Here is a 21,526-nt window from a genome sequence, read left to right as displayed (position 1 = left end):
GGGTTGCCCCTCCCAGTATCCTTAGGCCACGTATTCCGGTTTCATATCCGCCAGTGTGATGCTGAACTGATCGTGCAGCTCATCTCCCAGGTGCCGCTTTGACGATGCCAGCACGCGTTCGGCTTCCGCGAACCGCTCGGCGGCATCCGGCTCATCGGGCTGGGGCAGGGAGTTGATCGCCGCCTCCACCTTGTTGCGAGCATCTACAAGGTAGTAACGCTTCACCGCTATGTTTTTCAGTTCAGTGAAGAGAGCTGAGCCTAGCGCCGCTTTAGCAGTTTCGATGTCTGCGCGTAGCGCTTTGGCGCTATCTACATCCTGAGCGGCCTCGATGCGGTCGCGGAAATCATCGGCCAGAGTGTTGATGTTGGAGGCGGACTCCTGCGCGCTTTGCGTGGTTGTAACTGTGTCACCAGAAATATCCGCCAGGTTCACGCGCTGTGGTGCCGGGTTGATCTCCCTCTCAGTTCGTGGTTCAACCTCGTCTGGGCTGTAGACACCGAGAATGACTTCAGGGCAGTACAGCCTGGCCCAGTACTTCACTGCGAGGTATGCGATCTGCTGCTTTGGTGCCGTCTTCCACAGAGGTGAGTTGCGGGTGGTGATATCAGCCAAATAGATGCTTTCTCCCCAAGTGATATCAGCTTCTCCGCGCAAAACGGCTCCGACCCGGATAAACAGACCTGACTCATCACGCGCATCTTTGTGTCCAGCGATCTTTTCCCAGTCTCCACCATATTCGTAATGGAAGCGGCCAACTATTGCGCTGGAACTGGAGATCACTGCGTTGACCAACTGAGCCTCGTAGCCCAGCACGCCGTTGACCAGGTGCGTTTTCTGCGCGACAGCGTAAGGGTTCATGCCCCACTGCATAGCCTGCATGACGATAGCCATACAATCGGCGGGTTTCCCCACCAGGTGTTTGGGAACAGTAACGGCAGACTGCGCCATTAGTTCGGCAAACGAAGTCAACTGGCCAAGTGCCTGAACGTTGAATACTGCATTGCTGGCAGAGATGGTATTCGGAGCCTGCTCAGTTGTGATGATATTGGTATTTTGCATGGTCGGATCCTCCTTTAAGCCAGACGCAGCGCTTCAAGACGGCGAAGGTCAAAATCGTTCAGTTCGTCGGTGTAATCGTCGGTAATCGGTGCTGGCCACTCGCCAGTGTCGAAGCCAGTGGCGATAGCGCGCATTGATTTACGGTACTCAAGCATGCCCAGCTCCAGCAGTTCTTCAGATGCCTCAATGATGGCGATCCAGTGATAGTTCTCGTCTTTGTTGACGAAGATCCAGAAGAACTGGTCCAGCGCCGCGGTTTCACAGTACATGGCCGCGCTCAGGTGGTAATCACGTTCAATGATTTCTCTGTGAAGTCGGGCGCGCAGGCTTTCCTGCTTAACATTCCACATGCTGATAGTTTTCAGGTCAGCGCCGATACGCACGCCGTCCAGATCGATCTCGAGGTCAGGGCGCACACGTACTTCCAGACCGGTCTCCTCGTCAAAGCCGAAGTAGCTCACCTCAACGGCGCGGCTTGGGTGCTGGAGCAACATGCCAGCTGTTGGATGTGCCAGTAGTGCGGACTGAATGGCCTGGGCGGTTGCCAGCTGCTGGCGCGTCACCAGAATTTTGTCGCCAGGGTTGTCGCGCCACGCATCAAGCAGTTCGTCAGCGAATACCGCATCCGGCTTCACAGACTTCACCGTTTGGATCATCTCCGCTTTGGTACCGGAAACTTTGAGTGGTGCCGGTTTCTGCGCTTCCTGCGCCACCAGGTCAGGGTTGATGATAGCCAGCTGCTCCAGCAGCGCGTCACGGCTGCCATTGGTTTTAACAGGCACGGGCAGGGTGGCGTTGTACTCTTTGATGCATGCCTTCATTGCCGTTGCCGTCTGCTTCTGGTCTGCCTCGATACGTTGGAAGTCAGCTGGCAGCGCCATGTAGTTCTGTGCCGTTTCCTCCAGGCTTGCGCCCAGCGGCAGTTGTGCGGGTAGTGTGGCGTTATACTCTTCCAGTAGCGCTTTGATATCGTCTGTACCCAGCAGCGCTGGCAGACTGGCATTGTGTACGTCGATGAACTCGCGCAGTGTAGCGGTGGTGGTAAAAGCACCTTCAGGGATTTCCGGCTCCACACTGAACTCTTCAACGAGGTTTTCCGGTTGCAGGGCCAGTGCATGGACCAGGTTACCCATATCCAGTACTTTGGACGGCGCGCGCTGGATAGTCTTGGCGACGTGGCGCGCGTTGAAATACATCAGGCTCACACGGGCATCTTTAACCTGTGTGCTGCTGATCCCATTCGCTGCGTGATAAACGTTGTTTGGTAAACCTTCATAACGACCCGGTTCGAAGTAGGCAGGGTATTTGACAGCTTGTTCGTCCCGCTGCACTTCCGGCTCATTTTGTGTTGGTTCTGGCACATTCTGGTGTGCAGAATCGATATTCTTGCTGGCAGAATCCGTTTTTTGGTTGCCATCCCCCGGTTCTTGGTTAGCGAGGCTAGGTGCGGCAGCTGCCAGTATCTCTGCCGGCGCTACGGTAACTGCTTGCGTATCATCTGCATCAACGCCTTCGCCTGGTTGTACCGGATCATTATTTTCGACTTTCTCTGGCTGAGCCGCTTCCATCTGCACATCGCTGGTGGTCTCCGTTGTGTTTTCCGTTTTTACGACTTCATTTGAGGAGGTATTGATGGCCGGGTCGTTATTTCCACCCATCAAGCCTTCGATGGAGAACATGCCGCTGCCGAGATTCTCAACTTGTGGCTGTTGTGCTGCCGCTTCAGGTTCTGCCACTGGCTCAGGCAGCGTCAGTAACTCACCTGCGGAATTAAATTCAGTCGTCATGGTCTGGCAAACGAACTCGAGGTGTGCAGCTGGTGTCAGGTGGATATTTTCCGGCGCGATGCGCACCAGGTTGAAGATTGCAGTGCGGTTAACTCCCAGGACGCCCGGCTGATTACGTAGGATGTTGCTCCATGATTTCCACGGTTCTTCTTTCTTCGTAACGATCTCTTTGGCGCGGCGCAGGATGCTGCCCGGGATCTCAAAGTGGTTGAAGTCCATCGGCAGCAGTGCGCAGGCAATCTCAAGATCGAGGGTGTCGAGTGTATGGTGTGCGCCTTCGCCGCGGTCGGTAACATAGCCGCCGTCGGCATTAGTTCCGGAATCAGTACGCTGCACGCTGCTGGTACGATTACCGGCAGCCCATTCGCGAACGAGAATGCCACGGTCAATGTAATCAGTCGCCGCCCACATTCTTGTAAATCGGAGGACCAAAGCGAGTTCGTGACGCTTCTCCTGGCTGAACACCTTGCGAATGGCGTCGGTATAGCGCCAAAGGTCTTTGGTATCGTAACCCTTAATCTCTTCACAGTTTTCAGCCGCCAGCAGCAGGTTCTGGACGTAGCTGTTGTCAGTGTCCATCTCCAGCGCGCTGATACCTTCGTATTCTTCGCGGGTTAAGTAGTGGCGCAGTACGTCGCCGGCGAACTGGGCGAGCAGCTGCTTGCGAAACGGCATACGAACGACTGGATAACGTGTGGTTTCGTCACCATTCTCGTCAATCTGGATACCGTTATCAGGTTCTAGAACCTGATCGGTTGTAACGTCGGCGTCGCTGGTGCTATCTGATTTGAGAAGAGTAAGCTTTCCGCTTCTCCACTCTTCAACTAACTGATTGCGTTCGCCGGCATCTGCTCTCGCCCAGTCGGCCATGAATGCAGAGATGATTTCAGCTTCGTGCGCTTCAACTGGCGCGAAGACCTGCTTTATCGCCTGAACCAGTTTCCACTCTGCGTGCAGACTGAGTTCGTCAACTTCAGGGATGTCGTTCTTCGCCATCAGCAGGTTCTGGAGATAAGTATTGCCTTCATCCAGAGACATTTCGCTGGCAGCCAGCTGCTGCTCTTTGGTGATATGTGATTGGTATTTGTCGCAGGTCAGGTGGACGGCAAAACGGACCGCTGGAGTGCGGTTTTCAAGCGGGACACTCTCGACGTTAGTTTCGACTTTTACAGTCGTTTCCGGTGCGGCAACATTGCCCACTACTTCAGTTGACTCAGTACCAGCCTTTGGCAGCCAGGTCCGGCCGTCGTCCTGCAATTCGTAGCGCTCGCGCCAGGTGTAATTCACTGCGCCTTCTTCCGGCAGGTCGTTATAGACCGGGAAATCGGTGCGAACAGGTTTGGCGTAATCTTTACCGCGTCCGGTTTCGATACCAGCATCTTCCAGCTCAACATCGAGCTGCAGGTTGGCTCGTGCTTCTGATTTTGCAGTGAACCAAACCACTGCATCGTCTTTGCCAGATTTCTGCGTAGCTTTGACTACATAGAAAAAATCCATGTGAGATCCTCTTTTTTGGATGTAAGATCCCCGGGCCAGAGATAGCGCCCATTGGGTGAACTTTGGTTTTTTAGGTAGTTTTCCGGTGTAACTTTGGTCGGTGTCACCGGACGTACGGGCCGCCTTGCGCGGCTTTTACGTTATGCTTCGTGGGCCATCTGGTCGAACGAAGCGCAACGTTCAGAACAGTATTCTTTTTCCTTGCGCGCCAGCTGTGTGCCGTTGCGATAGAGAAGGGTACTTTTGACTACTTCCTCCGGTTCAACCGGCTTGCTGCAGTAGCCGCATTTCATTGAGTTACACATCTGGATTCCCCTTTTGCGCCAGCAGGTAGCAGATGCGGCGAAGAATCGCCTCGATGAAGTTCAGCTTTACTGCCTGTTGCCGTCCTGGTTTGCGTGCGAAATCAATCATTCTCACCCTCTTTTGCCTTATCGCCGGCCAGCGGAACGTTTACACCTGATGCGCGTTAATCTCTCCACCTCATCCGACTGTTCATATGCCGTCGGCGGCTACTTCGTGGGCGTCCTGCCTTGGTGGTTTTTGATGCGTCTTAGTGAGATTTATTAAATCACTGGTTTATAGATGTGTCAATGATGGGTTTGGTTTGTTTGTAAAGCTGTGACTTATATTGCTTTAATTTGTAAGATGGTTGACAAAGGGTAGGAAGATATCCCTACAAAAAGTTAGTGGAGGCTGGGGCAGGTGTTGGCTGTCGAAGTGGTTGTCAGGGTATAAAAAACCGGCACAGAGGCCGGTTGGAGATTTTAAATTTCGGTGTAAAGAGCTATTGGCTCTATAAAATACTCATTTTCATGTGGCATGCAAAAAGTCGACTCAAGATCTGCCATAGCATCATTCATATTCCATGCAGCGCTTCTTATATCGATAGCATCACGTTCTGTTTCGGCTTTTTGATCAGTATGACTTTGCGTAATTATGCCAACTACAGTAAATGGGGACTTTGTTTTTCGTGAGTATAATTTGACAAGCATTTCCGGTGAAAGCTTGAAGAAATTACGAATAAGAAATGATGTGAATTTGTAATTATTAATTATTTGAGATATCTCTAATTCATTACCATAAGCGTAGCTCAATACGTTTGATAAATTATCAAAAAATTTCTTTTTCTCTTTCGCTGAATCTTTTTCAATTCCTTTTAAAATTTCACTCTTTAGATTCATTAAATCTTTTTTATTATTTTGTGTGATGTTTTTCTCAAGAAGAAGATTTTCTATTTGCTCAAGCTGTTCATGTTTATTAACATAATGTATGGCATATCCTAATGTGGTAAAATCTTTTGTTGTATTTTTTAATTTATTAAAATCGATAATTTCAATATTGCCAGTTATTTTTATAAAAGAACCTGATTGAATTTTATCAGCTGAAAAATCATCTGAAGATATCGAGCTAAGTAAACCTAGTCGAATCAACTCTTTCTCAAATTTTAGGTAATGGTAATCATGTGGATTAACCACTGTTGATAGTTTACTTGTGTCGCTTAAACTGCTAGATTTTTTTTCAGTCTTTACTTCTAAAGCATCGACATTAGATAAGGTTGATTCTTGTTGTTCAATGGCAGATTGGACAATCCCTTCGAAAAGTTGAGAGCTTAATGAATATACTTTTTCGTAATCTATGTATACAATATTTTTAAGCGACATACATTATCCATTTAGCGAAATTTGAGCTTGTCTTTTTTGGCTTCAAATCTTTTTTTGTTTAGATTTTTGGTGTTTTCGAAATCGAGTTTCTTTTGTTTTAATTCTTTAAGGTTTTTATTTGAAATGAGAGCTATCACTATTGGCACAACTGCTGCAAGCAAACTTAGAGAAATAAATTCGAAATCCATCTTTCATTCCTCCGCCAGTATTGAGTTATTGATAATAGCACATTTGACTGAATTTTGTCCAACATATAAAGAAATGCTGCACGTGATAGCTAGGAAGATTTTAGTTGTAGATGCTTCTAAAGTTTCAGAAGACATTATGCTCATTATATAAATGATTGAGAAAAGCATAACGAAAACTACAGAAAGAGTGGTGTTTAATATTAATCTGTTTTCAGTTAACTTGCTGGGTTTCCCCATTCCGAAATAAATACTGGAGATTTGTATAGAAAAACCGAAGCATACCAATTCAGTAATATTAAATAATTCAATATTCTTGTTCGTCAATGTATATGCAATCAGTCTTATGAAAATAGGGATTGCCCCTACTATAACCGTACCGCACCACCATTTGAAATAATCATTATGTATTCTTTCTGTCATAATAATTTCTCAATAAATCCGTGTCATTAAAAAATCATAAAGGTGATGCTACAAAACGAAACCTACATCACCATGAATTTAAACGTTCAGCAGCTGATCTGAATGTTTTTTCTTGTTAAATCAATCTGATATATGAACCAGAGGATGAAGTGCAAAATGCAAAGAATCACAATTTAATTTTAAAAGGGACTTTCCTTTTTTTGACATCTCCATTTACATCCGCTAGCTATTGTCACTTTTGACTCGTCTGCTCATATATTTTTCATATAACTCATCCAGTTCCTTTAGACGAATTGCGAAGATGCGATGCATGTTCTTTTGCTCTTCCTCGGGCAACTGGCGATAGAGTTCCAGCAAGCGCTGTTCGTCAGGCTTCAGTCCGTCTTTCTCATCAACGTCTTCACCAAGTAACCAAGCGACAGAAATACCAACCGCATCGGCTATAGCCAGCGCTGATTTCTTACTAATTACTCCTTTTTTGAACCAGCCGTTTACGGCCTGAGGGGTAACTCCAGCTATGCGTGCCATGTCTGCTTTGGTAACGCCGCGATCAGTGATCTCAGTAAGACGTTCTACCAAAACGAGGTTGGGTTCTTCTTTTCTCATAGAGTCATTGTAAATATTTGGTTTATACGTGCAATAAATCCTGTGTTTGCATGGTGTGTAAATCTGTGGTTTACTTTTGTTATTAATGAACAGGAGAAGCATATGTCCGCACTCGATAAAGCAATTAAAGCTGCTGGCTCAGCCCGAAAGCTCAGTCTCGCGCTTGGCGTGACGAGTATGTCTGTAAGTCATTGGAAAAACCGTGACTGCGGGGTAGTCCCGCCCAACCACATTCTACCCATATTCAATATGACAGGTGTAACACCTCACGAGCTACGCCCCGATCTCTACCCAAACCCCACTGATGGTTTACCTAAACAGGAACCTTAACAATGCAAACTGTTTCATATGAACAGCGTAACAGAGCTTCCTCTAATCCAATGATATTCGCGTGTCATCAAAGCGAATCGGCAGCGCAGGATATTGCTCATCGCGATATTTGCTCTGCGGTCCGTGCTTGGGCGGCAGCAGAAGGGCGCGTAGCTGTTGCACTTCAAATCCAGGAAGCGGCGGAAGAACTCCAACTTGATGGCGTGGATGTGTCTGGCCAGGCTGATGTCTGGAACGTGAAGCTGTTTCGATGGCTGGACAACAAAGAAGACTCCACATCTTACCGAAAGAACGTCGAACAGCTGGTGCCCGCGATCATGTCTGTATTACCGCTTCGATACCGCGACCGTGTCGTTAAAAACGACTCGTTTGCCTACCGAATGGCCAGGTTGGAAAAAGAGGTGAGTGAGGCGAAGCAAGCTCTGATGCTCGATGCACCGAAGAAGGAAAAGCTGAAGGAGTTAGGTGAGGGGATTTTTGAGATGTTCCGTGTCGATCCGGACCTAACGGCGCCGCTGCTGGCAATGGTCACAACCATGCTGGGGGCAATGTGAAGACTTCAAAAATGGCGAAAGCCGGTCTGCGCGAACAGAACCGACTTTCTTACGCATCAGTTGTTAGGCAAATGCGGAGCTAAGTATGTCAAATACCGCCGAAATTATCAATTTCCCCAATCAAACCGAACAACCGGGAGGTCGTATGGCCGACCTGTCGAACGGGTATACCAAGATCGCCAATGAGATCCAGAAGCTTAAGCCTCGCCTGAGATTATCAGGCCGAGAATGGCAGTGTTTTGAGGCGGTGATCTGGCTTACCTACGGCTGGAATAAGAAACAGGACCGAGTAACGAACACGGTGATCGCTGAGCTTACAGGGCTGAGTGATTCGCATGTTTCCGATGCGCTCAAATCCCTCACAGAACGCAAAATTATCTTCAGTCAAAAGCAGGGCGTAATGAAAATTGTCGGTATAAATACTGACCTTTCAGCCTGGATTTTGGACAAACCGAAAACGGGAAAAGTCTTCCCGAAATCGGGAAAAGTGTTACCGAAAACGGGAAAAACCTTCCCGGAAACGGTAGACACCCAAGACTATAACAAGAACAGTATTAATAGATCCTCGTCTCGGAATTCTGACGAATCCCGAAACCAGAAAACTCAAAATTTTCTCTCTCGCAATCCAGAAGCCGCCGCCGGGATATACACACCGGCAGGTAAATCATGGGGATCCGGTGACGACCTCAAGGCCGCTCGCTGGATTTACGACAGGCTTCTCACCGTCAACGCATCGCTGACTGAACCGAACTGGGCTGAATGGGCCAACACCATCAGGCTGATGCGTGTCCAGGACAAGCGCACGCACTATGAAATTTGCGATCTGTTCCAGTGGGCAAACAGGGACGAGTTCTGGAAAGACAACATCCTGAGCCCCTCAAGCCTGCGAAAGCAGTGGGATCAACTCACCACTAAACGACTGCGCGCAACCGGAACGGCAAATCCATCCCGGGCCGGTATCGACCTGCATAACACCGACTGGATTTACGGGGTGCTGGAATGAAAAACCTTGCCGAGGGTATTCGCAATTTTGACCGCGAACAGGCACGCCGTGTGGCGCATAACTTGCCTGAGCAGTACAGCGAACGGGAACAAACGCAGCAGGTGGCGCAGATTATCAATGGTCTGTTCGTACAGCTGGCGGCCGCGTTCCCTGCAAGCTTGGTTAATCGCAGCCAGGAGGACTTGAACGAAATCCGGCGCCAGTGGGTGATGGCTTTCCAGGAGAACGGGATCACCACCCTCGAACAGGTCGCGGCCGGCATGCGCGTTGCACGCCGCCAGGAAAAACCTTTCCTTCCATCACCGGGTCAGTTCGTTGCCTGGTGCAAAGAGGAGCGTTGCCTGCTGGGCATCACCGTTGATGAATTGATGACCGAGTACTGGAAATGGCGCCGCCTCGTATTCCGCTACCCAACCAGCGAGCAATACCCATGGTCCGCGCCGGTGCTGTATCACATCTGCATTGAGCTGCGCCGCCAAAGCACCGATCGGCAGATGACAGGAAAGGAGCTGCACCAGGCGGCCGCGAAATGCCTCTCAAGCTGGGAAAAACGTATCTCTGAAGGTAAACCTATTCCGCCAGTTCGACGCGCGATCGCCGCACCGGTAAAAGCAAGTGGACCGACACCCGCAGAAATGTTGAAAGCTCAATACGAACAACGCAAAGGCGCTGGTTTCATTTAACAGGAGAACGAATGGAAACCGTAATTCAAGCACTAGAAAAAATGGGCCGGGCAACATACCGCGAAGTGGCAGTCCGTCTGGATATCGAACCTGTTGAAGCACTGAACATGCTGCGCGAACAGCGCGAGCAGGGCCTATGTGATTTCTCCGACGGCGGCTGGTTCGTTGGCAAACTGAAGGACCAAAAGAGCAGGCCTGAGCCAGTTCCGGCACCGGCAGCTGGAAAGATAGCGCTGCGCGGCGAAGAGCCGAAAACAATTAGCATTGAGGAGATCACCCGTCTGCTGACGCAGCGCGGCGCCATCGACACGGTGGCAATCGCCAGGGAGTTTGGACGTAACGCACGGGGCATTACCGCATGGATGGGGTCACTAGCCCGCAAGGGCATCGTGGTGAAGAACGGACAGGGCCGAGGAGTAACCTGGTCACTGCCGATGGCACCGACAGAACCGGCTCCTGTACCTGCTGCTGTCGAACCAGTTTCTGCAGTCAGTTCTGAACCTGAACTGACCGTTCCGTCTCAGCCGAAGAATGTCGCGCAAATTGTCAGCGAGATCCCCTCGTTCACCGAAGGGCGAGCTACCCTCCAGGCCGTTCCGACTGTCCGGGTTATCTCACGTGAAATCCGCCGGACTAAAAGCAAGTTGGCGAATCTGGAGATATTGCGTGACGCGGTGCGCGTAGTTGGGCGCCACAAACATCTCGTGCAACAGCTGGTAAATGCGGAGGGCGACCATGCCAAGACCAAAAACGCATAATGAGCGCACGCTGCTCATCGCCTGGATTATTGAGATGGTGAAAAAGCATGGTCACGCAACGACGAAAGATATCGCTGCCATGTTCGGCCTGCATCGCTCTACCGCCGAAAAATACATCCGGGTCGCAGTAGAACGCGGCAACCTCATCCGCCATGGTCGCTGCGGTATCTTCCGCGACCAGCGCGCAGTTATTGATTTCGATATGGAGCGTTACACGCACCGAGGAGCATCAGAATGATTGATTCACTGAATAACAAAGAGATTGTCGCTGTTGGTCATGATTTTGCGAAAGCGATGAGCGGTGACACCCCGATCATCGAAATCGCGAAGATGATGTCGCGCCTGGCCGAACGTCTGGATTGCACCACTGCGGCTTTGCGTGAAACAACGAAGCAGCGTGATGCGCTGGGTGTTGAGAATGCGGCTCTGAAGTCTGGGGCAGCATATTTTTCATACGGCTCTGAACACAATTTCGAATGGCACAAAACCGCCGAGTTGGCTGTCGAGGCTGCGGAATCAGCAATCGACGACCATCGCGGCGAGGCCTGTGATGGGTGGAGTGAAGAGGTCGACAGCATCTGCTGGGGTGTAATCGTGCAGTCATCAACGAAGGTAGGCGAACGACCACGCACAGAAGATGACAGTTGTGATCCTGCGATCGATACAGTTTGTGATTATGCGCTGCTGCCAACTATCAAAACCCCAGCCACAGCCGCATTTCTTGCCGAAGTGCGGGCCAGCGGTGTGGAGAAGTTGCGCGAACATCCAGCAATCAAACTTTGCTCTTTAACGCACGTATGCGACGAGTTCGCCGCCCAGTTTCGCCAGGGAGGTGCAGAGTGAGTAACTTGCTATCTCTTAAATGCACCAAAGATACCGAAGGTTGGTGGACTGAGGGGGATATTTATCCTGCCCGTGTAGTTGCCGGTGGTTTCGTTCTAGTCGGTGATGATGAAGAACTGGACGGAGAGGGATGGAGTGCCGGACCGATGGAATACCGTGAAGATGGTTCAGTGCTTTATCAGGTCGGCGGCATTGATGGTGAAGTTGTGTTTGAGGAGGCTGCCCAATGACACTCAACACGGTTAAGCCAGAGGGACCGTTTGTCCTCATGACATTCGAAGGCGATGACATTCTTTTCGATGAGCGCGGCATCGTGATGATGAACGGGAAGCCAAAGTGGGTAGGCGTAGATCGCCTCTACTTTGAGAAAGACTTGGGAGAACACAAAGTAAAATATTGGACACGTTCTATCGAGGAGGCTTTCTCATTTTCCACGATGGACGATGCGACAACGCAGCTATGTAAGTTGAAGAATCCACATTTAATTCGGGTGCGTCGGTTGCACGTGGAGGAGGAGTGAGCATGGCAGAGCAAACCGTTTTGGATATGTGTTGCGGCTCCCGCATGTTCTGGTTCGATAAGCAGGATGAGAGGGCTGTATTTAGCAATATCCGCGCCGAGGAACACACCCTGTGTGATGGACGCCACCTGGTCATCAGTCCAGATGTGATTGCCGACTTCCGTGCACTGCCGTTCGCTGACAATACCTTCCCTGTGGTGGTGTTCGATCCGCCTCATCTTGAGCGTGTTGGTGAAGAGGCCTGGATGGGAAAGAAATACGGAAGATTAAACAAAGAGACCTGGCGTACCGACCTGAGCATCGGGTTTAAGGAGGCTTTCCGGGTGTTGCGGCCACACGGGGTTCTCATCTTCAAATGGAACGAAACGCAGATCCCGGTTAGTCAGGTTCTGGCACTGACAGACGTAAAGCCAATCATAGGCCAGCGCACCGGGAAGAACGACAAGACCCACTGGATAATTTTTGTGAAGGACTAATCCAGAAGATTGGCTACATATCGCGCGAAAAAAAAGCAGGATAATAATCCTGCTTTATTCTGTGGATTCTTAGTTATTTTCCAGACAGCTTTTTCCAGATGCCCTGGCTAATACCAAAAGCAATAGCTAAGAAAACAAGACCAGACCAACGCTCTATCCCTTGCGCCATCACCAGCATAGCAACTCCGATACATCCAAGAGGAATTGCAGTGATAACAAAAAGAATAATACCCCAAAAAAATTGGCCTGCAGTGGGCTCTTGAGACATGACAACACCTTTAATGAAGGAAACCGTTTACTAATGAGCAATTTTTTATTCTTATTATTTAGTCCCAAGATTCACTTATGCTTCTGTACTTGCTCTATCTTACTCAGGTGCATCATTAATTTTCACAAAAGTAACTGCGTATCTCAACCCCCCATTTTTAGTGGGCGTTTAGTCGCGTCAGGCCTTAAACAGACCATACAAGCGATATGGGAATCCCCATATCGACAGCCAGGGCCTCTTCGGAGGCCTTTTTATCGTCCAATGACAGGCAGAAAAGCCACCTCTGAAACACCTGATCGATAGAGTAAAATCGATCTATGAAAACGATTAATTAACAAACACAGGCGAGCAACATAATTTCAACCTGACACACTGTGTCACCGCCCGAATATACTCTTACTCCCCAAGAGGCACCCCGTCCGTGCCTGGCGAAAGCATCCTAATCAGATATTTACCAGCCTACGCATGTATACATTCACTGTTAAAAATAACGATCATTTTTTGCACGTAAGTGGCAATATTATTTATTCAAATCAATCAGATAAATGACCTTGCTTAAAGATACATTTCAGGTGCATACTTTATCAAAATCAGTAAATACTGTTTATCCGTACAGGTGTTTGATGTATGGTTTATTTACTGAATCAGAAAGTTTCGTTTTCCTTCCGGCTAACCTATTTGGAAATTTGAGCCATTTGATATGTTGGCTTCATAGAGGGGATTCGTCCCTGCCGGTTGGATAGATTTTGTTGATAGCAGAGAAGGGGGTTGTGTGAAAGAAAGTCAGGAGCCAGGTGACTGGTACGATATTATCAGACGCTCTGATGGCATGCTTATGTGCTCTATGCCACTCGAGCGCAGATACCTCGTGTACTCGAAGAATGGGCTGGTGTCATGTAGGCCGTTACTCGAAGATGAGGGGCTTTTTAATTTGTCATCTGGAACCCGTTTTCTTCGGCATCTTGGCTACCGCATATCGCAACCCTCTGATATGATAATTTCAACGGACTGAACACCCGTTAACCTGATGCGCCACGGAGAATCCCATGGCGCACGAACTACAACTAATCAAGCAGTCCTCAGGCATCCTGATCCCCGCAACGCCGGAGACCAGCGAATTACTACAATCAAAAATTAAACTCGGCGCCGTGCTGGTGGCTGAGTTCAGGCAGGTACGCAACCCTGCGTTCCATCGTCGTTTCTTCGCTCTGCTGAATCTCGGTTTCGAATACTGGGAGCCAACCGGCGGCGCCATATCATCCAACGAACGCAAACTTGTCACCGGTTACGCTAAATTCCTCGCTGTGTTTGGCGGGAGTGAAACCGCGCTGATGGATGCTGCTGAGCAATACCTGGAACAGGTGGCAAGTCGCCGTGTAACGAATGGGATTAGCCTCTGTAAATCCTTCGACGCATACCGTTCCTGGGTAACAGTTCAGGCTGGCCACTACGACGCTATCAAACTGCCTGACGGCACACTTCAGAAGCACCCTCGCAGTATTTCATTCGCCAATATGGACGAACTCGAGTTCCAGCAGCTGTACAAAGCCGCGCTTGATGTTCTGTGGCGGTGGATATTGTCTCGGGTTTTCAAAGACCAGCGAGAGGCTGAGAACGCCGCTTCGCAACTGATGAGCTTCGCGGGGTGATGACTATGAAAGAATCCTGGTTCCACCACTCGGATTGCACCACACAACAGGCTGATGAACTCCTGGCGCAATACAGGCGTCGCGGCGTGCTGGCGGAACGTAGCCTTAACCCCGATTACATCACCTGGACTGTCAGCGCCAAATTACCTGAAAGCAAAAATCCGCCACGCCCCAACAATCGCTGGCAAAACCGGGTTTGGGGGTAATGATGGCCAAGAAACCACGCCGTAAGTGCGCAAGCCAGAGCTGCCGTGAATGGTTCCATCCGATTCGTGACGGTCAGGTGGTCTGCTGTTATGAGTGCGCCACCGCTGTTGCCAAAGAGCAAACTGCAAAGAACAGGGCCGAGGTTATGCGCACTGAGAAAAAGCGCCAACGCGAAGAGGAGAAGACAAGGCGCCATCGCCAGGCAGAACGCCGGCAGGCTGTGAAGCCTTTAAACTATTTCATCCGCCAGGCTCAGCAGGCATTTAACGATTTCATTCGGTACCGGGATCGTCATCTGCCATGCATCAGCTGTGACCGTCATCACGAAGGGCAATATCATGCCGGGCACTTCCGCACTACCGGAGCCAATCCGGAGCTGCGCTTCAATGAAGATAACTGCCACAAGCAGTGCTCCGCCTGCAATAACCACCTTTCAGGCAACTTGATCAACTATCGGCCGGCGCTCATTCAGAAGATTGGACAGGCCCGCTTTGATGCCCTGATGGGGCCACATGATTTACCGAAATGGAAACGCGACGACTACATCCAGATCCGCGATGAGTACCGCGCAAAACTCAAAGAACTGAAAAAGCAGGTGGCAGCTTGAAACCAGAAATGATCGAATCGCTTCGCATGCGCTGGCAGCGCCTCCGCATTTATCGCCGCCCGGGAACGGTGCTGGTGGACTACCGCATCCTTCGTAACTTTCTTCGCATTGAACAGATAGCAGGAGCTGCTGCATGAACCTCGAAAACACGGTGAAATATCACTTTGCTAAATCGACGCTGATTAGCGACTCCCCGCGCGCTACTGCCTCAGACTCACTGACCGGCACGGATATCATGGCTGCGATGGGTATGACGCAGGAGCGTGCAGCGATGGGGTACAGTGCATTCCTCGGCAAAATGGGTATCAGTAAAAATGACCGGGAGAAGGCGATCGCGCTGCTGGCGGAATACGCCCTGACCAAATGCGACAAAGTTGCCGCATTACGCAAGCTCGGCGATGAGATTAAGCCGCTGGTGATGCGTCAGCTGGCCGCCTTCGCCTTTGAGGACTATTCCCGCAGTGCCGCTAGCGTGAAACAGTGCGATTGCTGTTCCGGGCAGGGGTTCATTGAGGCTGACGTGTTTACGATGAAATCGCACTACACCATGAAACTCCCTCAGTGGGCAAAAGACCTCAAGCAGTCTCCGAGTGATTTTGAAGTTAAACGCCAGGTGAAAGAGGTTGCGCGTGTTATCTGTTCAGCCTGCAATGGGAAAAAGGTGATTAGCTGCGCTTGCGGCGATTGCCGGGGCCGCGGTAAAGCGGTTAACAAGGTTCTCACTGATAAACAGGGCGTGCCGGTTCTGGCCGATTGCAAACGCTGCAGTGGGCGCGGCTATGAGCGAATCCCTTCGACTGAGGCGTATGCAGCTGTTTGCCAGATAACTGATGCCATCACGCTAGATACCTGGAAGAAATCCGTTAAGCCATTCTACGATCAGCTAATCAACAAGTTCGATGTCGAAGAGGCATGGGCAGAGGAGCAACTTAAACAGATAACAAAATAGGGCGTTATTTTATCGTGAGCTATTTACTTTTCCCGAATCTGTGGTAATTTTGCTCTAACGATGGGTTATTGCCTTCGTTTAAAGCCCTGCGGTTAACACCGTGGGGCTTTTTTATGTTTTTCCAGAGCACACTTCTGTACCTGTGTGATTCTTCCGTAATTATCTTTTAACTAAAATCGCTTTACCATCTACATGTGATTCGATTTTATATTGTCTTAATTTTTTAATGGCCGATATGGACCCTGCTCCAGTCGCAATCGCAATTGCTGCCGTGGTTGCTGGTAATCCAATGCTGGCTACTGCAGCCGGTGCAGCAATCATTGATAATGCGGAGCTAGTTCCTCCCGTCGCGGGTGTCATAGCAAATGCTGCATACGCGATGCTAATTGCGCCAATAGCAATAGCCCATGTAACTGCGCCGCTGGCGACGATTTTTACAGTACCCTTCGTTATATCACCAGTGACTTCTATTTTGTTTGAACCACAGGCTATTGCGTTTGCAAGGTCTTTGTAAGTAGAGACTGTCTGCATAAAAATTTCCCAGAGTAAATGTTCATATCATTATCGGTAGAACACCCATTCAGCTTTAGTCATATCGGCTAATCGCCTAAAAACTTTCAACACCCGCTAACTACGCGAGGTGAGAGTATGTATCGCATGGACAAACTAACCACCGGTGCTGCGTACGGCGCTTCTGCCGGGAGCATCCTCAACGGCATGCTGAATGCCTACAGCCCCGAGCAGTGGAACGCTATAGGTGTGCTGGTGGGCATCATTGTTGCCGTTCTGACATACCTGACAAATCTTTATTTCAAAATCCGCGAAGACAACCGCCGCAGCAGGAGCCGAGATGAACCCGACACTCAGAAATAAGCTGGTGGGCGCCATTGTTGGCGGATCCGGAGCAATTACCATTGCTGCAGTAATGCTGGGTAATGCGGATGGTCTGGAAGGGCGTCGCTATTACGCTTATCAGGATGTCGTAGGTGTCTGGACTGTTTGCGATGGGCACACCGGCGCTGATATTCGACGCGGCCACCGCTATACCGATAAAGAATGTGACGCTTTGCTTCAATCCGACTTGCGCAAGGTTGCTGCATCTATCGACCCGCTGATTAAGGTCCATGTTCCCGAAACCACTCGGGCCGCGCTTTACTCTTTCACCTATAACGTGGGAACTGGAGCTTTTAGCAGATCGACGCTGCTGAGGAAACTGAATGCCGGTGATGTTCCGGGTGCATGCAAAGAACTGCAGCGCTGGACGTATGCTGGTGGAAAACAGTGGAAGGGGCTGATCACCCGTCGTGAGATTGAGCGAGAAGTTTGCGAGTGGGGCCAGGAATGAGCAGAATCACAGCTGTTATCTGCGCATTACTGGCCTGCCTGTTGGTATCGATGGCGTGGGCGATTAATTACTACCGCGACAACGCCATCACCTACAAAGACCAGCGTGATAAGGCCACTGAAAAGCTCAGCCTGGCTAACGCCACTATCACTGATATGACAACCAGGCAGCGAGATGTTGCTGCGCTGGATGCCAAATACACGAAGGAACTGGCCTATGCAAAAGCTGAAAATGTTGCTCTGCAGCGCAAGCTTGATAACGGTGGTCGGGTGCACGTCAAAGGCAAGTGTCCAGTGCCAACCTCAACCGAAACCGCCAGCACCTCCGGCATGGGCAATGATGCCACCGTCGAACTCTCTGATGTTGCTGGACGAAACGTTCTCGGTATCCGATCCGGAATCCTAAGCGACCAAACAGCATTAAGAACGCTGCAGGAATACATAAATACGCAGTGTTTGAAATAGAGCCTCGCAATAGCGGGGCTTTTTACTAAACGAGGAAAAAGAATGTCATCTCCAATCATGAAGTATTTTGCTTATCAGCATCTCCCCGCACACTTGCAGGAAGTGAGTAAGCCAATTGGCGATCTTGCGACACTGATGGATGAAACTTTACCTGATGGTGCGGAAAAATCAGCAGGATTGCGAAAGCTGCTTGAAGCCAAAGATGCACTGGTTCGCGCGAAACTCGGGTAGCCCTTACAAAGCTCATCAGTTGGTGGGCTTGATAATGGTTATCCCCTTACGGGGATAAAATAGAAATATCCTCGCAAGAGGATAAGACCTTCCAACTACCTACCAGAGAAAAACCAAAAAGAGGAAAACCGGAGCAGTCTAAAGTTGGCAATTTAAATGTACGGAACGTATTAAGGTTTTTTGGTAAGGAAGGTATCATAAGCTGCATCTCCCCAGGAAAAGAGCGGCAATCAAATGATTAGCATAAGGGAAGACATCAGTGACTTTTTACTAAGTTCGAGCCTTACATTAGTAGTTGTTTTTCTCAGTTTAACGCTGATTTCATATGGACTGAAGATGAAATCGCTTACGATTTTATGTCTTGTGCTTTTGATGATTTCCGGTGTGGTTGCGATAATGACTTTTTGATTCTCGTAACACCTTCAAATGGATAGCGAGTTGATTTCAGTACTTAATAGTTCACCATTAACAACTTTTTTTCTGGGTTTATCTCCGATCCTTTGCCTGATACTTCTTGCTCAGTCGATTTGTTTTTTTAAACTGGGCTACAGGAAACTGGCATTTGCGTTCCTGATTGTAGTTTTACTGCTAGGTACGCCAGCTTTGTTGTTAACGTATGCCTTATCCACGTAGTTGAGTGACGGTACAATGCATTCATTTAATGCAGATCATGATAGTTACCATAGAGAGCCGGGTTCAGGGCTCTGGTTGCAACATACGCTAGCACGCAATATTGCATGCCAAGAACTGGATACATAGCCCGCCGCACTAGGGGCATCATTCTTGATTATCGTATTCGAGCCACTGGCATCCGCTGGTGGCTTTTTTATTGCCATCACCATGGGTAGACCCATCGTAATGGCAAACGTGTTAATTGGCTCTATAAAGCCGGCCTAATGCCTTCGCTGCGGCACTTCTGACATCATTGTATCCATCATCCGTTAGGGCAAGCAGGCGATCAATTACAGCTTGATCTTTGACTCCACTTTCTCCAAGACCCTCAATAGCGGCAACTCGAACTTGGTTGTAACCATCTTCGGTCAAAGCAAGTAAACGACTAATTACAGCATCCATTGTTTCCACTCCGATTGGTTGTTAAACATCTGAAAAGCTCAACGATCAGAATACATATAAGAGGGCCTTATGGCAAAACCGGACTGGGGAGCGCTGCAAGACCAGTTCCTCGCCGACCATGCCAAAACGGGTATATCGCCGAAAGAGTGGTGCGAAGCGCAGGGACTGAACTACGCAACCGCCCGTCGTTATATCAAAAAGCCTGCTGCGCAAAGTGCGCAAAAACCTGCGCAGAAAAAAGTGCGCACTGCGCAGAAGGAAAAGATCGCCGATGAGCTGGTGGAGAGTAAGCTTACCGCCCAGCAAAAGCGCTTTGTGGCTGAATATCTCATAGACCAGAACGCCACGGCAGCCGCTGCAAGGGCATGTTACAGCGATTCCAGTTATGGCCGCCAGCTCCTCACGATTCCTCACGTTGCGCAGGCTATTGCGCAGCAACAGAAAGCCTCCATTGCGCGCACTCTTTCTGATGCCGATGAAGTCCTCGCTCAGATGTGGCAATTGGCCACCTTCGATGCAAATCAGCTCTCACAATACCGCCGCGGCGCGTGCCGTTACTGCTGGGGCTTTGGTCACCACTATCAGTGGCGTGATGCCGTGGAGTTCGAAGAGAAAAGACTCGAGGCTGTTGAACGTGACAGACGTGAACCAGAGGATTCTGGTGGTTACGGTTACGACCACAACAAAGAGCCAAATCCAGAATGCCCACGCTGCAACGGCGACGGGATTGGCCAGCCTTATTTCCCGGACACCCGCAAACTCCCTCCAGTCTCACGGCTCGCATACTCCGGCGTGAAAGTCGGCAAGAATGGCGTCGAGATTACCGCCATCAGCCGTGAGCGCATGTTTGAAGCGGTGATGAAGCGTCTTGGTCTGGCTGATAGTGAGTTCGCGCAGCGGCTGCAGCAGATCGAAATCGACCGCCGGCTGCTGGAGATCGAGAAACTCCGCAAAGAGCTGGCCGGTGATGGTGAGGATGATGAACCAACCCCAGTACAAATCAATATCAACGTAGTGGATGCGAGGGCAGATGATGGGGATCAGCCCGACACTTAACATTCCGCAAGCACGCTTCCTGGCGATGCAGCACAAGTTCAAAGCCTACGTCGCCGGTTTCGGTTCAGGTAAGACGTGGGTGGGCTGTGGTGGCATCTGCAAGGGAATGTGGGAGTTCCCGAAAATCAACCAGGGCTACTTTGCGCCGACATACCCGCAGATCCGCGACATCTTTTATCCTACCGTTGAGGAAGTGGCCCATGACTGGGGCCTGACCGTCAAAATCAACGAGGGAAACAAGGAGGTCCATTTCTACGAAGGGCGGCGCTATCGCGGAACAACGATCTGCAGATCGATGGAGAAACCCGGCTCGATTGTCGGCTTCAAAATCGGTAATGCGATGGTCGACGAACTGGACGTTATGCCGGCGGCAAAAGCGCAGCAGGCGTGGCGAAAAATCATCGCGCGTATGCGTTACAACGTTCCGGGTCTGCGAAACGGTATCGACGTCACTACCACGCCGGAAGGCTTCAAGTTCGTCTATCAGCAATTCGTGAAGGCGGTGCGGGATAAGCCGGAACTGGCGGCGCTGTACGGGCTGATTCAGGCCAGCACATTCGACAATGCGAAGAACCTCCCTGACGATTACATTCCGTCATTGCTCAGCTCATACCCGGACGAACTGATCCAGGCCTATCTGCGCGGCAAGTTCACTAACCTGAACAGCGGGACGATTTATCACACCTTCAACCGCAAGCTAAATAACTGTACTGACGAGATTCAGGACAACGATCCACTGTTTATCGGCATGGACTTCAACGTGGGGAAAATGGCTGCGATTGTTCACGTGAAACGCAACAGTCTGCCGCGCGCCGTTCGTGAGCTGGTGAAGGTCTACGACACCCCGGCGATGATCAAACGTATCCAGGAAGAGTTCTGGCGCTACGAGGACGGTCGCTACGTTAAAAGCCGAGAGATTTACATCTATCCGGATGCCTCCGGCGACTCGCGTAAATCGCAGAACGCCAGCAAGACCGATATTGCTCAGCTTAACGACGCCGGGTTCAGCGTTATTGTTGATGATGCTAACCCGCCGGTTAAAGACCGCATCAACTCGATGAACGCCATGTTCTGCAACGCTAACGGTGAACGCCGGTATCTGGTGAACGTCCAGAACTGCCCGGTCTATACCGAAAGCCTCGAGCAGCAGATATGGGCGGCAAACGGCGAACCGGATAAATCAGCAGATAACGATCACCCCAACGACGCTGGCGGGTACTTCATCGTGAAGGATTACCCGATCGTGAAGCCAGCCTACTCAATCACGATGGACACCACTTTCTGA

General features: G+C 50.0%; 28 protein-coding genes and 3 pseudogenes. 21 read left to right on the top strand and 10 right to left on the bottom strand.

What is annotated here, in order from left to right; all coding sequences use genetic code 11:
* Positions 1–21: 21 nt before the first annotated feature.
* The 7 genes and pseudogenes from C3708_RS07370 to C3708_RS07350 form a co-directional block, all read right to left on the bottom strand.
* A pseudogene (locus tag C3708_RS07370) lies at positions 22–1,114 on the bottom strand (RecT family recombinase).
* A complete protein-coding gene (locus C3708_RS07365) occupies positions 1,077–4,346 on the bottom strand; it encodes a RecE family exodeoxyribonuclease (RefSeq protein WP_103948538.1) in 3,270 nt (1,089 codons plus the stop codon). The pseudogene C3708_RS07370 and the gene C3708_RS07365 overlap by 38 nt, the downstream one beginning before the upstream one ends.
* A gap of 140 nt (positions 4,347–4,486) precedes the next feature.
* The gene (locus tag C3708_RS23770; RefSeq protein WP_165790664.1) at positions 4,487–4,651 is read right to left on the bottom strand and encodes a YdaE family protein; all 165 of its coding nucleotides are present in this window, start codon (positions 4,649–4,651) and stop codon (positions 4,487–4,489) included.
* A pseudogene (locus C3708_RS23865) lies at positions 4,644–4,799 on the bottom strand (hypothetical protein); the annotation flags it as partial. The pseudogene C3708_RS23865 and the gene C3708_RS23770, both read right to left, overlap by 8 nt.
* Before the next feature lie 314 nt (positions 4,800–5,113).
* Positions 5,114–6,010 carry a hypothetical protein gene (locus C3708_RS07360; protein WP_103948537.1) on the bottom strand — a complete coding sequence of 299 codons (897 nt, stop codon included), beginning with the start codon at positions 6,008–6,010 and terminating at the stop codon, positions 5,114–5,116.
* Between the two features lie 11 nt (positions 6,011–6,021).
* Complete coding sequence (locus C3708_RS23700; RefSeq protein WP_158251357.1) at positions 6,022–6,198, bottom strand: hypothetical protein; 177 nt, start codon at positions 6,196–6,198, stop codon at positions 6,022–6,024.
* 642 nt (positions 6,199–6,840) lie between these two features.
* Positions 6,841–7,224 carry a helix-turn-helix domain-containing protein gene (locus C3708_RS07350; RefSeq protein ID WP_103948812.1) on the bottom strand — a complete coding sequence of 128 codons (384 nt, stop codon included), beginning with the start codon at positions 7,222–7,224 and terminating at the stop codon, positions 6,841–6,843.
* 102 nt (positions 7,225–7,326) lie between these two features.
* Between C3708_RS07350 and C3708_RS07345 the strand changes: the two genes are divergently transcribed.
* The 10 genes and pseudogenes from C3708_RS07345 (at position 7,327) to C3708_RS07300 (ending at position 12,391) form a co-directional block, all read left to right on the top strand.
* On the top strand, positions 7,327–7,554 hold the full coding sequence (locus C3708_RS07345) for a YdaS family helix-turn-helix protein (RefSeq protein WP_103948535.1): 228 nt from the start codon (positions 7,327–7,329) through the stop codon (positions 7,552–7,554).
* Positions 7,555–7,556: 2 nt separating this feature from the next.
* On the top strand, positions 7,557–8,108 hold the full coding sequence (locus C3708_RS07340; RefSeq protein ID WP_103948534.1) for a toxin YdaT family protein: 552 nt from the start codon (positions 7,557–7,559) through the stop codon (positions 8,106–8,108).
* Between the two features lie 85 nt (positions 8,109–8,193).
* Positions 8,194–9,111, top strand: coding sequence for a replication protein (locus tag C3708_RS07335; RefSeq protein WP_165790663.1), 918 nt, complete (start codon positions 8,194–8,196; stop codon positions 9,109–9,111).
* A complete protein-coding gene (locus tag C3708_RS07330; protein WP_103948533.1) occupies positions 9,108–9,794 on the top strand; it encodes a replication protein P in 687 nt (228 codons plus the stop codon). Before C3708_RS07335 ends, C3708_RS07330 begins: the two co-directional genes overlap by 4 nt.
* Before the next feature lie 11 nt (positions 9,795–9,805).
* Entirely contained in the window at positions 9,806–10,552 is a 747-nt protein-coding gene (locus C3708_RS07325) for a DUF1627 domain-containing protein (RefSeq protein ID WP_103948532.1), read from the top strand.
* Positions 10,530–10,769, top strand: a pseudogene (locus C3708_RS07320) (DUF977 family protein); the annotation flags it as partial. The gene C3708_RS07325 and the pseudogene C3708_RS07320, both read left to right, overlap by 23 nt.
* A 17-nt stretch (positions 10,770–10,786) precedes the next feature.
* On the top strand, positions 10,787–11,395 hold the full coding sequence (locus tag C3708_RS07315) for a hypothetical protein (protein WP_103948530.1): 609 nt from the start codon (positions 10,787–10,789) through the stop codon (positions 11,393–11,395).
* Entirely contained in the window at positions 11,392–11,625 is a 234-nt protein-coding gene (locus C3708_RS07310) for a hypothetical protein (RefSeq protein WP_103948529.1), read from the top strand. Before C3708_RS07315 ends, C3708_RS07310 begins: the two co-directional genes overlap by 4 nt.
* Entirely contained in the window at positions 11,622–11,915 is a 294-nt protein-coding gene (locus C3708_RS07305; protein ID WP_103948528.1) for a hypothetical protein, read from the top strand. Before C3708_RS07310 ends, C3708_RS07305 begins: the two co-directional genes overlap by 4 nt.
* Positions 11,916–11,917: 2 nt before the next feature.
* Positions 11,918–12,391: a class I SAM-dependent methyltransferase gene (locus C3708_RS07300; protein ID WP_103948527.1), complete on the top strand. Its 474-nt coding sequence runs from the start codon at positions 11,918–11,920 to the stop codon at positions 12,389–12,391.
* Positions 12,392–12,464: 73 nt separating this feature from the next.
* Here C3708_RS07300 and C3708_RS07295 read toward each other — a convergent pair whose 3' ends face one another.
* Positions 12,465–12,659, bottom strand: a complete 195-nt coding sequence (locus tag C3708_RS07295) for a hypothetical protein (RefSeq protein ID WP_032651382.1) — start codon at positions 12,657–12,659, stop codon at positions 12,465–12,467.
* Between the two features lie 1,046 nt (positions 12,660–13,705).
* Here C3708_RS07295 and C3708_RS07285 point away from each other — a divergent pair.
* Genes C3708_RS07285 through C3708_RS07265 form a run of 5 tightly spaced genes read left to right on the top strand, consistent with a single transcriptional unit; the run spans position 13,706 to position 16,071 of the window.
* Positions 13,706–14,308, top strand: a complete 603-nt coding sequence (locus tag C3708_RS07285) for a DUF1367 family protein (protein WP_103947530.1) — start codon at positions 13,706–13,708, stop codon at positions 14,306–14,308.
* Entirely contained in the window at positions 14,308–14,514 is a 207-nt protein-coding gene (locus C3708_RS07280; protein ID WP_103948526.1) for a hypothetical protein, read from the top strand. The genes C3708_RS07285 and C3708_RS07280 overlap by 1 nt, the downstream gene beginning before the upstream one ends.
* Before the next feature lie 2 nt (positions 14,515–14,516).
* On the top strand, positions 14,517–15,122 hold the full coding sequence (locus tag C3708_RS07275) for a recombination protein NinG (protein WP_103948810.1): 606 nt from the start codon (positions 14,517–14,519) through the stop codon (positions 15,120–15,122).
* Positions 15,119–15,259, top strand: a complete 141-nt coding sequence (locus C3708_RS07270; protein WP_103948525.1) for a YlcG family protein — start codon at positions 15,119–15,121, stop codon at positions 15,257–15,259. Before C3708_RS07275 ends, C3708_RS07270 begins: the two co-directional genes overlap by 4 nt.
* Positions 15,256–16,071, top strand: a complete 816-nt coding sequence (locus tag C3708_RS07265; protein ID WP_103948524.1) for an antitermination protein — start codon at positions 15,256–15,258, stop codon at positions 16,069–16,071. The genes C3708_RS07270 and C3708_RS07265 overlap by 4 nt, the downstream gene beginning before the upstream one ends.
* Before the next feature lie 159 nt (positions 16,072–16,230).
* Here the strand turns inward: C3708_RS07265 and C3708_RS07260 are convergent, their stop codons facing one another.
* Positions 16,231–16,602 (bottom strand): hypothetical protein, encoded by a 372-nt coding sequence (locus tag C3708_RS07260; protein WP_103948523.1) that lies wholly within the window; start codon positions 16,600–16,602, stop codon positions 16,231–16,233.
* A 117-nt stretch (positions 16,603–16,719) separates the two neighbouring features.
* Here C3708_RS07260 and C3708_RS07255 point away from each other — a divergent pair, with 117 nt between their 5' ends.
* The 4 genes from C3708_RS07255 to C3708_RS07240 are packed head-to-tail and all read left to right on the top strand — an operon-like array spanning position 16,720 to position 18,111.
* Positions 16,720–16,944 (top strand): class II holin family protein, encoded by a 225-nt coding sequence (locus C3708_RS07255; protein ID WP_103948522.1) that lies wholly within the window; start codon positions 16,720–16,722, stop codon positions 16,942–16,944.
* Positions 16,922–17,416, top strand: a complete 495-nt coding sequence (locus C3708_RS07250; protein WP_103948521.1) for a lysozyme — start codon at positions 16,922–16,924, stop codon at positions 17,414–17,416. Before C3708_RS07255 ends, C3708_RS07250 begins: the two co-directional genes overlap by 23 nt.
* On the top strand, positions 17,413–17,880 hold the full coding sequence (locus C3708_RS07245; protein ID WP_103948520.1) for a lysis protein: 468 nt from the start codon (positions 17,413–17,415) through the stop codon (positions 17,878–17,880). Before C3708_RS07250 ends, C3708_RS07245 begins: the two co-directional genes overlap by 4 nt.
* 42 nt (positions 17,881–17,922) lie before the next feature.
* The gene (locus C3708_RS07240) at positions 17,923–18,111 is read left to right on the top strand and encodes a hypothetical protein (RefSeq protein ID WP_042395713.1); all 189 of its coding nucleotides are present in this window, start codon (positions 17,923–17,925) and stop codon (positions 18,109–18,111) included.
* An 870-nt stretch (positions 18,112–18,981) separates the two neighbouring features.
* Here C3708_RS07240 and C3708_RS07235 read toward each other — a convergent pair.
* Entirely contained in the window at positions 18,982–19,185 is a 204-nt protein-coding gene (locus C3708_RS07235) for a HEAT repeat domain-containing protein (RefSeq protein WP_103948519.1), read from the bottom strand.
* 69 nt (positions 19,186–19,254) lie between these two features.
* Here C3708_RS07235 and C3708_RS07230 point away from each other — a divergent pair, with 69 nt between their 5' ends.
* Positions 19,255–20,241: a terminase small subunit gene (locus C3708_RS07230; protein ID WP_103948518.1), complete on the top strand. Its 987-nt coding sequence runs from the start codon at positions 19,255–19,257 to the stop codon at positions 20,239–20,241.
* Positions 20,219–21,526, top strand: a complete 1,308-nt coding sequence (locus C3708_RS07225) for a terminase large subunit domain-containing protein (RefSeq protein ID WP_103948809.1) — start codon at positions 20,219–20,221, stop codon at positions 21,524–21,526. Before C3708_RS07230 ends, C3708_RS07225 begins: the two co-directional genes overlap by 23 nt.

The sequence above is a fragment of the Lelliottia sp. 7254-16 genome (assembly GCF_002922995.1).
GTDB lineage: Bacteria > Pseudomonadota > Gammaproteobacteria > Enterobacterales > Enterobacteriaceae > Enterobacter > Enterobacter jeotgali.
This window is presented reverse-complemented; position numbering and strand designations above follow the sequence as displayed.

Coding starts and splice junctions, on each gene's coding strand:
- C3708_RS07325 (WP_103948532.1), top strand. CDS start 9,806: ATGGAAACCGTAATTCAAGCACTAGAAAAAATGGGCCGGGCAACATAC.
- C3708_RS07245 (WP_103948520.1), top strand. CDS start 17,413: ATGAGCAGAATCACAGCTGTTATCTGCGCATTACTGGCCTGCCTGTTG.
- C3708_RS07350 (WP_103948812.1), bottom strand. CDS start 7,224: ATGAGAAAAGAAGAACCCAACCTCGTTTTGGTAGAACGTCTTACTGAG.
- C3708_RS07285 (WP_103947530.1), top strand. CDS start 13,706: ATGGCGCACGAACTACAACTAATCAAGCAGTCCTCAGGCATCCTGATC.
- C3708_RS07340 (WP_103948534.1), top strand. CDS start 7,557: ATGCAAACTGTTTCATATGAACAGCGTAACAGAGCTTCCTCTAATCCA.
- C3708_RS07260 (WP_103948523.1), bottom strand. CDS start 16,602: ATGCAGACAGTCTCTACTTACAAAGACCTTGCAAACGCAATAGCCTGT.
- C3708_RS07235 (WP_103948519.1), bottom strand. CDS start 19,185: ATGGATGCTGTAATTAGTCGTTTACTTGCTTTGACCGAAGATGGTTAC.
- C3708_RS07365 (WP_103948538.1), bottom strand. CDS start 4,346: ATGGATTTTTTCTATGTAGTCAAAGCTACGCAGAAATCTGGCAAAGAC.
- C3708_RS07335 (WP_165790663.1), top strand. CDS start 8,194: ATGTCAAATACCGCCGAAATTATCAATTTCCCCAATCAAACCGAACAA.
- C3708_RS07265 (WP_103948524.1), top strand. CDS start 15,256: ATGAACCTCGAAAACACGGTGAAATATCACTTTGCTAAATCGACGCTG.
- C3708_RS07275 (WP_103948810.1), top strand. CDS start 14,517: ATGGCCAAGAAACCACGCCGTAAGTGCGCAAGCCAGAGCTGCCGTGAA.
- C3708_RS07225 (WP_103948809.1), top strand. CDS start 20,219: ATGGGGATCAGCCCGACACTTAACATTCCGCAAGCACGCTTCCTGGCG.
- C3708_RS07305 (WP_103948528.1), top strand. CDS start 11,622: ATGACACTCAACACGGTTAAGCCAGAGGGACCGTTTGTCCTCATGACA.
- C3708_RS07315 (WP_103948530.1), top strand. CDS start 10,787: ATGATTGATTCACTGAATAACAAAGAGATTGTCGCTGTTGGTCATGAT.
- C3708_RS07230 (WP_103948518.1), top strand. CDS start 19,255: ATGGCAAAACCGGACTGGGGAGCGCTGCAAGACCAGTTCCTCGCCGAC.
- C3708_RS07300 (WP_103948527.1), top strand. CDS start 11,918: ATGGCAGAGCAAACCGTTTTGGATATGTGTTGCGGCTCCCGCATGTTC.
- C3708_RS23770 (WP_165790664.1), bottom strand. CDS start 4,651: ATGTGTAACTCAATGAAATGCGGCTACTGCAGCAAGCCGGTTGAACCG.
- C3708_RS07250 (WP_103948521.1), top strand. CDS start 16,922: ATGAACCCGACACTCAGAAATAAGCTGGTGGGCGCCATTGTTGGCGGA.
- C3708_RS23700 (WP_158251357.1), bottom strand. CDS start 6,198: ATGGATTTCGAATTTATTTCTCTAAGTTTGCTTGCAGCAGTTGTGCCA.
- C3708_RS07255 (WP_103948522.1), top strand. CDS start 16,720: ATGTATCGCATGGACAAACTAACCACCGGTGCTGCGTACGGCGCTTCT.
- C3708_RS07360 (WP_103948537.1), bottom strand. CDS start 6,010: ATGTCGCTTAAAAATATTGTATACATAGATTACGAAAAAGTATATTCA.
- C3708_RS07330 (WP_103948533.1), top strand. CDS start 9,108: ATGAAAAACCTTGCCGAGGGTATTCGCAATTTTGACCGCGAACAGGCA.
- C3708_RS07280 (WP_103948526.1), top strand. CDS start 14,308: ATGACTATGAAAGAATCCTGGTTCCACCACTCGGATTGCACCACACAA.
- C3708_RS07240 (WP_042395713.1), top strand. CDS start 17,923: ATGTCATCTCCAATCATGAAGTATTTTGCTTATCAGCATCTCCCCGCA.
- C3708_RS07345 (WP_103948535.1), top strand. CDS start 7,327: ATGTCCGCACTCGATAAAGCAATTAAAGCTGCTGGCTCAGCCCGAAAG.
- C3708_RS07295 (WP_032651382.1), bottom strand. CDS start 12,659: ATGTCTCAAGAGCCCACTGCAGGCCAATTTTTTTGGGGTATTATTCTT.